The organism is Synechococcus sp. MU1655, from assembly GCF_023630655.1.
Taxonomy (GTDB): Bacteria; Cyanobacteriota; Cyanobacteriia; order PCC-6307; family Cyanobiaceae; genus Synechococcus_C.
Genome location: NZ_JAKUHK010000101.1, coordinates 1 through 6,593, shown reverse-complemented (window position 1 = coordinate 6,593; position 6,593 = coordinate 1). Strand labels below are relative to the sequence as shown.

Below are 6,593 nucleotides of genomic sequence, written 5' to 3'. Positions count from 1 at the left end.
AACACGGCATCACCATCCAATCCGGCCCGTTCTGGGTCGGCGTAACAACCAGGAGTTGGAAGGCGAAGATCGAGGGGTTCGGAGCTGCTCATGGAGGGGGGAATATGCCGATTGCTTTTTGTATTGCGTTAAGTGTGCTGGTATTGGACCGATAAAGCTTGAAACGGTGGCCGAACTGTGACCGAGGCTTCTGGTTCAACCGTCGGCCAAAAGCTTGCTTGTGCGGCCTCTCCTTTTGTGGCCATCAGCTAGCAGGTCGTCGCAATGCACGGTCAGGGATCCCGTTTGCCTTTATGGTCCCGCTGAGAAAACATGCCGATTCCGATGCTCGCCGCTGCGATGCCGCCCCTTCTCACGCCGCTTTTGGCTGAACTGTCTGCGCACGATTTCGAGATGGCGGAAACCCTCATTGGGGTTGGCCGATTCATGCTGATCTTTGTGGCGGCGAGGGCGCTGGCCGAAGTTCTGGTTCGCCTTCAGCTCCCCACGATTTTGGGAGAGCTGCTGGCCGGTGTGTTGATTGGAGCGTCTGGTCTCCACCTCTTGGTGCCGCCCGAAACCCAGGTGGAGTTGAGCAATGGCTTGATCACCCTGCTCAGTTCCTTAGGCAATGTGCCTCCTGAATCGGTGACGGATCTCTACAACGAGAGTTTCCCGGCCCTGGAGGCAGTAGCCCAACTGGGATTGTTTGCTCTCCTGTTCCTCACCGGTTTGGAGAGTGAGCTCGATGAGTTGATCGCCGTGGGCACCCAGGCCTTCACCGTGGCTGTTGCGGGGGTGGTGTTGCCATTTGCCCTGGGGACCTGGGGCCTGATGGCCATTTTCCACGTGGACGCCATTCCAGCGATTTTTGCCGGTGCGTCGATGACCGCCACCAGCATTGGCATTACCGCCAGTGTGTTCGGAGAACTCGGATATTTGAAAACGCGCGAGGGACAGATCGTGATTGGTGCGGCCGTTCTTGATGACATCCTCGGCATTGTGATCTTGGCTGTTGTGGTGGCCTTGGCGTCCGGCGGCAGCCTGGAAATTGGTCCGATCGTCAAGCTGGTGGCTGCTGCCGCTGTGTTTGTTGTGGCGGCGATTGGTTTGAGCCGCACGGCAGCGCCTGCCTTCGATTGGTTGATCGACAAGCTCAAGGCACCGGGTGAGGTGCTGGTGGCGTCCTTCGTCATCCTTGCGCTGAGCTGCTTTACCGCCACCGCGATTGGCTTGGAGGCTGCCCTTGGCGCCTTCGCGGCTGGTCTGATCCTCAGCGGCTCAAAGCACAATCACGCCATGCAACAGGCGGTTCTGCCGATCGTGACCTTGTTCGCCACGATCTTCTTTGTGCTCGTGGGCGCCGGCATGGATCTGTCCGTGATCAATCCTTCGGATCCTGGGAGCCGCACCGCTCTGATCATCGCCGCCTTCCTGTTTGTGGTTGCCGTGATCGGCAAGATTGCCGCTGGTTGGGCCTTTGTGAGCAAGCAACCCACCCGTCGCCTTGTGGTTGGGCTTGGAATGATGCCCCGCGGAGAAGTGGGTTTGATTTTCTTGGGCCTTGGCACCAGCGCCAAGCTTCTATCGCCATCGCTCGAGGCGGCCATTCTCTTAATGGTCATCGGCACCACCTTCCTGGCACCGGTGCTGCTCAGATTGGTAATTGGTGGCGACAAGCCTGATGACGATGACAAGGTCGATAGCGAGGTTGCGGCTGATCCGGTTGGTTTGATCTAGTCCCCTTGCCCGCGGGCAACCACCAGAAACAAACTCCAGCCAATGGTGATGAAGGCCAGGCTGGAGGCCCAGCCTGGTCCGAGGGCCCAGGCCAGGATCAGTTGGGTGATCACACCCACCACAAGGGCGAGCAACAGACTGCTGATCACCAAAGCGGCCTGACGCCAGGCCCCACTCAGGGGCCCGTCTTCCAAACTGGCCTCCAGCCGTTGAAGGGGACCACTGAGCGGCAGGTAGAGGGCGAGCGCCCAGAACAGGCCTCCGCTCAGGGTGCTGCTTTGCAGCAGGGGCCCCATCTCGTATGTGTCCATCGTTGGCAAGTGCCCGGCGCTGCGGAGGAATGAACTGGATGCCTAGCATCGCTGCCCGATGGAACAAGCGTGGTGAGTGAGCCCTGGTGGCAGTTTGAGAACCATGCGGTGCATGGTCTTTGTCAGAGGCCTGAACAGCCTGAGGCCGCGGCCCAGGCCCAAGAGCGGCCCGCTGTGTTGCTGGTCCATGGCTTTGGGGCTTCTACCGACCACTGGCGCTACAACATTCCAGTGCTGGCAAGCCAGTACGAAGTGCACGCCCTGGATCTTCTTGGCTTCGGTCGTAGTGCCAAACCAGCGGGGCTCACCTACGGCGGTGCCCTGTGGCGCGACCAATTGGTGGCCTATGTCCAGCAGCGGATCGGTCGCCCCACCGTGATCGCTGGAAATTCGCTCGGGGGGTTTGCTGCCCTAGCGGCTAGTGCTGCTTTAAAGGACCAGTCAGCGGGTGTGGTGCTCCTGAATGCGGCAGGGCCTTTCAGTGATGAACAGCGCTCAACGCCGAGTGGCTGGGGCGCCATCGCCCGTCGCACGATTGCTTCGGCTTTGCTCAAAAGCCCCGTGCTGCAAAGGGTGTTGTTTGAGAATTTGCGCCGGCCGGCCACGATTCGACGCACCCTCAATCAGGTGTATATCGATCGCACCAACGTGGATGACGCCCTGGTGGAATCGATTCGCCTTCCGTCGCTTGATCCGGGTGCCTTTGGCGTGTTTCGCACCGTGTTCGACATTCCCAGCGGCCAACCCCTGGATGAATTGTTTGATCAGTTGCAATCCCCCCTGTTCCTGCTCTGGGGGATTCGCGATCCCTGGATCAACGCCGCTGGACGTCGCGCCAGTTTTCAACGCCATGCCCCGGAGAACACCCACGAAGTGGTGTTAGAAGCCGGGCATTGCCCCCATGACGAGGTTCCCGATCAGGTGAACAAGGCCCTGCTCGATTGGCTTGGTTCCCTTGCGATCGATGGCTGCGCGGATGGCTGAGCTGTGGTCACACTGAAGAAGCTCCGGGTTTGATGGCCATGACCCTTCGTCAACTGTCGACGCCGTATGCCCACTGGGAATACGTGCATCCCCAAAGTGGTGATCTCCAACGCATCACTCACAGGACGCACCGCCATCTCCAGGCGAAAGCGGAACGGATAGTGCGCAAGGGTCTCGTCCGTGTCCGTCAACCACAAGCGCACGCCGCTCTGGTCGTCGAGGAGCTCCAGCTGCCAGGGCAAGCCGCGCGCAAAGCCATGCTGCTTCAGGCTGGCCTCACCGCTTTTCAAGGGAAGCCGGTCACCGGGAAGGTTGCCGCAGATGGGGAACAGCACAGGAATCCCACCGCGGATGCTTTGCGTTGGGTCGGCGTAACGCGACTGATCGAAATAGAGAATCTCCCGCCCATTGCAACGCCATTCCGTGACAATGCCGCCGCGTTCAGGCACCACCCGTAGGCGATCACCACTTTGGGGATGCACGTATTCCCAGTGGGCATACGGCGTCGACAGTTGACGAAGGGTCATGGCCATCAAACCCGGAGCTTCTTCAGTGTGACCACAGCTCAGCCATCCGCGCAGCCATCGATCGCAAGGGAACCAAGCCAATCGAGCAGGGCCTTGTTCACCTGATCGGGAACCTCGTCATGGGGGCAATGCCCGGCTTCTAACACCACTTCGTGGGTGTTCTCCGGGGCATGGCGTTGAAAACTGGCGCGACGTCCAGCGGCGTTGATCCAGGGATCGCGAATCCCCCAGAGCAGGAACAGGGGGGATTGCAACTGATCAAACAATTCATCCAGGGGTTGGCCGCTGGGAATGTCGAACACGGTGCGAAACACGCCAAAGGCACCCGGATCAAGCGACGGAAGGCGAATCGATTCCACCAGGGCGTCATCCACGTTGGTGCGATCGATATACACCTGATTGAGGGTGCGTCGAATCGTGGCCGGCCGGCGCAAATTCTCAAACAACACCCTTTGCAGCACTGGGCTTTTGAGCAAAGCCGAAGCAATCGTGCGACGGGCGATGGCGCCCCAGCCACTCGGCGTTGAGCGCTTTTCATCACTGAAAGGCCCTGCCGCATTCAGGAGCACCACACCCGCTGACTGGTCCTTTAAAGCAGCACTAGCCGCTAGGGCAGCAAACCCCCCGAGCGAATTTCCAGCGATCACGGTGGGGCGACCGATCCGCTGCTGGACATAGGCCACCAATTGGTCGCGCCACAGGGCACCGCCGTAGGTGAGCCCTGCTGGTTTGGCACTACGACCGAAGCCAAGAAGATCCAGGGCGTGCACTTCGTACTGGCTTGCCAGCACTGGAATGTTGTAGCGCCAGTGGTCGGTAGAAGCCCCAAAGCCATGGACCAGCAACACAGCGGGCCGCTCTTGGGCCTGGGCCGCGGCCTCAGGCTGTTCAGGCCTCTGACAAAGACCATGCACCGCATGGTTCTCAAACTGCCACCAGGGCTCACTCACCACGCTTGTTCCATCGGGCAGCGATGCTAGGCATCCAGTTCATTCCTCCGCAGCGCCGGGCACTTGCCAACGATGGACACATACGAGATGGGGCCCCTGCTGCAAAGCAGCACCCTGAGCGGAGGCCTGTTCTGGGCGCTCGCCCTCTACCTGCCGCTCAGTGGTCCCCTTCAACGGCTGGAGGCCAGTTTGGAAGACGGGCCCCTGAGTGGGGCCTGGCGTCAGGCCGCTTTGGTGATCAGCAGTCTGTTGCTCGCCCTTGTGGTGGGTGTGATCACCCAACTGATCCTGGCCTGGGCCCTCGGACCAGGCTGGGCCTCCAGCCTGGCCTTCATCACCATTGGCTGGAGTTTGTTTCTGGTGGTTGCCCGCGGGCAAGGGGACTAGATCAAACCAACCGGATCAGCCGCAACCTCGCTATCGACCTTGTCATCGTCATCAGGCTTGTCGCCACCAATTACCAATCTGAGCAGCACCGGTGCCAGGAAGGTGGTGCCGATGACCATTAAGAGAATGGCCGCCTCGAGCGATGGCGATAGAAGCTTGGCGCTGGTGCCAAGGCCCAAGAAAATCAAACCCACTTCTCCGCGGGGCATCATTCCAAGCCCAACCACAAGGCGACGGGTGGGTTGCTTGCTCACAAAGGCCCAACCAGCGGCAATCTTGCCGATCACGGCAACCACAAACAGGAAGGCGGCGATGATCAGAGCGGTGCGGCTCCCAGGATCCGAAGGATTGATCACGGACAGATCCATGCCGGCGCCCACGAGCACAAAGAAGATCGTGGCGAACAAGGTCACGATCGGCAGAACCGCCTGTTGCATGGCGTGATTGTGCTTTGAGCCGCTGAGGATCAGACCAGCCGCGAAGGCGCCAAGGGCAGCCTCCAAGCCAATCGCGGTGGCGGTAAAGCAGCTCAGCGCAAGGATGACGAAGGACGCCACCAGCACCTCACCCGGTGCCTTGAGCTTGTCGATCAACCAATCGAAGGCAGGCGCTGCCGTGCGGCTCAAACCAATCGCCGCCACAACAAACACAGCGGCAGCAGCCACCAGCTTGACGATCGGACCAATTTCCAGGCTGCCGCCGGACGCCAAGGCCACCACAACAGCCAAGATCACAATGCCGAGGATGTCATCAAGAACGGCCGCACCAATCACGATCTGTCCCTCGCGCGTTTTCAAATATCCGAGTTCTCCGAACACACTGGCGGTAATGCCAATGCTGGTGGCGGTCATCGACGCACCGGCAAAAATCGCTGGAATGGCGTCCACGTGGAAAATGGCCATCAGGCCCCAGGTCCCCAGGGCAAATGGCAACACCACCCCCGCAACAGCCACGGTGAAGGCCTGGGTGCCCACGGCGATCAACTCATCGAGCTCACTCTCCAAACCGGTGAGGAACAGGAGAGCAAACAATCCCAGTTGGGCTACTGCCTCCAGGGCCGGGAAACTCTCGTTGTAGAGATCCGTCACCGATTCAGGAGGCACATTGCCTAAGGAACTGAGCAGGGTGATCAAGCCATTGCTCAACTCCACCTGGGTTTCGGGCGGCACCAAGAGGTGGAGACCAGACGCTCCAATCAACACACCGGCCAGCAGCTCTCCCAAAATCGTGGGGAGCTGAAGGCGAACCAGAACTTCGGCCAGCGCCCTCGCCGCCACAAAGATCAGCATGAATCGGCCAACCCCAATGAGGGTTTCCGCCATCTCGAAATCGTGCGCAGACAGTTCAGCCAAAAGCGGCGTGAGAAGGGGCGGCATCGCAGCGGCGAGCATCGGAATCGGCATGTTTTCTCAGCGGGACCATAAAGGCAAACGGGATCCCTGACCGTGCATTGCGACGACCTGCTAGCTGATGGCCACAAAAGGAGAGGCCGCACAAGCAAGCTTTTGGCCGACGGTTGAACCAGAAGCCTCGGTCACAGTTCGGCCACCGTTTCAAGCTTTATCGGTCCAATACCAGCACACTTAACGCAATACAAAAAGCAATCGGCATATTCCCCCCTCCATGAGCAGCTCCGAACCCCTCGATCTTCGCCTTCCAACTCCTGGTTGTTACGCCGACCCAGAACGGGCCGGATTGGATGGTGATGCCGTGTT

General features: G+C 59.8%; 6 protein-coding genes and 1 pseudogene. 3 read left to right on the top strand and 4 right to left on the bottom strand.

The annotated features are described in order from the left end of the window. Positions 1-324: 324 nt before the first annotated feature. On the top strand, positions 325-1,719 hold the full coding sequence (locus NCN04_RS06180) for a cation:proton antiporter (protein WP_084764275.1): 1,395 nt from the start codon (positions 325-327) through the stop codon (positions 1,717-1,719). On the opposite strand, the gene NCN04_RS06175 is transcribed toward NCN04_RS06180, so the two are convergent. Further along, positions 1,716-2,030 (bottom strand): hypothetical protein, encoded by a 315-nt coding sequence (locus NCN04_RS06175; RefSeq protein ID WP_250395509.1) that lies wholly within the window; start codon positions 2,028-2,030, stop codon positions 1,716-1,718. The genes NCN04_RS06180 and NCN04_RS06175 overlap by 4 nt on opposite strands. A 69-nt stretch (positions 2,031-2,099) precedes the next feature. Between NCN04_RS06175 and NCN04_RS06170 the strand changes: the two genes are divergently transcribed. Further along, positions 2,100-3,014, top strand: coding sequence for an alpha/beta fold hydrolase (locus tag NCN04_RS06170; protein ID WP_250395511.1), 915 nt, complete (start codon positions 2,100-2,102; stop codon positions 3,012-3,014). Between the two features lie 95 nt (positions 3,015-3,109). On the opposite strand, the pseudogene NCN04_RS06165 reads toward NCN04_RS06170, so the two are convergent. Together NCN04_RS06165 and NCN04_RS06160 are read right to left on the bottom strand one after the other, a co-directional pair. Then, positions 3,110-3,547, bottom strand: a pseudogene (locus tag NCN04_RS06165) (aldose epimerase family protein); the annotation flags it as partial. 32 nt (positions 3,548-3,579) lie between these two features. Further along, on the bottom strand, positions 3,580-4,494 hold the full coding sequence (locus NCN04_RS06160) for an alpha/beta fold hydrolase (RefSeq protein WP_250395510.1): 915 nt from the start codon (positions 4,492-4,494) through the stop codon (positions 3,580-3,582). A 69-nt stretch (positions 4,495-4,563) separates the two neighbouring features. Between NCN04_RS06160 and NCN04_RS06155 the strand changes: the two genes are divergently transcribed. Next, on the top strand, positions 4,564-4,878 hold the full coding sequence (locus NCN04_RS06155) for a hypothetical protein (protein ID WP_250395509.1): 315 nt from the start codon (positions 4,564-4,566) through the stop codon (positions 4,876-4,878). On the opposite strand, the gene NCN04_RS06150 is transcribed toward NCN04_RS06155, so the two are convergent. Further along, a complete protein-coding gene (locus NCN04_RS06150; RefSeq protein ID WP_084764275.1) occupies positions 4,875-6,269 on the bottom strand; it encodes a cation:proton antiporter in 1,395 nt (464 codons plus the stop codon). The two genes, NCN04_RS06155 and NCN04_RS06150, sit on opposite strands and share 4 nt — an antisense overlap. Positions 6,270-6,593 lie beyond the last annotated feature (324 nt).

Bases quoted from the DNA above. Each gene is read 5' to 3' on its own strand.
- NCN04_RS06150 (WP_084764275.1), bottom strand. From the start codon at position 6,269: ATGCTCGCCGCTGCGATGCCGCCCCTTCTCACGCCGCTTTTGGCTGAA.
- NCN04_RS06155 (WP_250395509.1), top strand. From the start codon at position 4,564: ATGGACACATACGAGATGGGGCCCCTGCTGCAAAGCAGCACCCTGAGC.
- NCN04_RS06175 (WP_250395509.1), bottom strand. From the start codon at position 2,030: ATGGACACATACGAGATGGGGCCCCTGCTGCAAAGCAGCACCCTGAGC.
- NCN04_RS06180 (WP_084764275.1), top strand. From the start codon at position 325: ATGCTCGCCGCTGCGATGCCGCCCCTTCTCACGCCGCTTTTGGCTGAA.